Annotated in this window: 2 protein-coding genes and 1 pseudogene; 1 reads left to right on the top strand and 2 read right to left on the bottom strand. The window is 59.0% G+C overall.

The window, feature by feature from the left end; all coding sequences use genetic code 11:
* Positions 1-3: 3 nt before the first annotated feature.
* Entirely contained in the window at positions 4-306 is a 303-nt protein-coding gene (locus tag APH34_RS28370; protein WP_054903789.1) for a putative quinol monooxygenase, read from the bottom strand.
* A gap of 60 nt (positions 307-366) precedes the next feature.
* Between APH34_RS28370 and APH34_RS28365 the strand changes: the two genes are divergently transcribed.
* Positions 367-780 (top strand): VOC family protein, encoded by a 414-nt coding sequence (locus APH34_RS28365; RefSeq protein WP_054903788.1) that lies wholly within the window; start codon positions 367-369, stop codon positions 778-780.
* 69 nt (positions 781-849) lie between these two features.
* Here the strand turns inward: APH34_RS28365 and APH34_RS28360 are convergent.
* Positions 850-1,267: pseudogene (locus tag APH34_RS28360) on the bottom strand (hypothetical protein); the annotation flags it as partial.

Here is a 1,267-nt window from a genome sequence, read left to right as displayed (position 1 = left end):
ACGTCAATACACCGGGTTTCGTGCGATCACATCGCTCTCGAAGCATTCCTGCTCGAGCGTCAGTGGCTCGACCACCGGGCGGCTGTCGCGAAAGTGCGCGGTGCGGGTATGCGCTTCATAGGCTTCATCGTCCTGATAGATCTCATACAGGTAGATGACATCCGGATCGAGGCGATCCTGCGAGACGTCGAACACCAGGCAGCCGGGCTCGGTCGCTACGGACGCGGCGGCGTTGAGCTTGATGGCATCGAGATAAGCAGCAGCGCAACCGGGCTTTACCCGCGTCTTGATAAACAGACTGTACACAAATAGCTCCTTTTGTTTTAAATTCAAAAAAGAATTGTATACAAAAATGGAGCTAGCCCAATGCCTGAATTACCTGCTCGTCCCGGTCGTTTGAACGGTCTGCGTCATATTGCCTTGCTGGTGCCCAACCTGGAGGAGTGCGAGCGCTTCTACGTCGATGTACTGGGCATGCAGGTATTGAATCGCGCCAATGAGGACCTGGTGTACTTGACCTGTGGCAACGATAACCTGTCGCTCGGGCGCGGTGCGGGGGCTGCCAATGGCCTGCAGACGCTGGACCACTACGGCTTCATCGTCGACAGCGTGGAGGAACTGGAGGCCTGGTACCAGTACTTCAAGGCCCATGGGGTAACCTTGCTGGACCGGCCTTTCAATCACGGTGATGGGGCCCGTAGCTTTCACTTGCTGGACCCGGCTGGGAACAAGGTGCAGCCGTTGTATCACCCGGCGGTGTCGGGGCAGCGGCTGGTCTGAGTTGAAGTGTTGTATCAGAGGGCCCCATCGTCGGTTTGGCGGCGATGGGGCCGGTACAGCTAGCGGAGTTCACTCGGCATCCAGATGCATCGGTGTGATCACCCGGCCGTCTTTCTCCGCTTGCCCCAAGCTGGTATCGATGAAGTACACCCGGCCATCCTCCAGCTTGCCTTTGTCGACCAGGTAGTCCTTGATGCTGCTGGCCCGCTCCTGGCCCAGGGTTCGCAGCAACGCGGTGCTCTCGGCCCATGACTTGATCACTGCTTCGCGCAGCTTGGCCGTGCGTTCGTCACGGCTCAGCTGTTGCCACTCGGCCGGTGGCTGCTGCTTCAGGCGAGTCCGGTAGATGCCTTCCAGCATCGCAGGTTTATCGCTGTCATCGACCACCAGCATCGAGGCATTGGCCGGCACCTTGTCACCACGGCGTTGCAGGATCTTGTACCAGGTCGCCTGGTATTCACGCTCCAGACGCTGCTGGGCGATCAAC

The organism is Pseudomonas sp. NBRC 111131 (assembly GCF_001320525.1).
GTDB lineage: Bacteria > Pseudomonadota > Gammaproteobacteria > Pseudomonadales > Pseudomonadaceae > Aquipseudomonas > Aquipseudomonas ceruminis.
This window is presented reverse-complemented; position numbering and strand designations above follow the sequence as displayed.

Coding starts and splice junctions, on each gene's coding strand:
- APH34_RS28365 (WP_054903788.1), top strand. CDS start 367: ATGCCTGAATTACCTGCTCGTCCCGGTCGTTTGAACGGTCTGCGTCAT.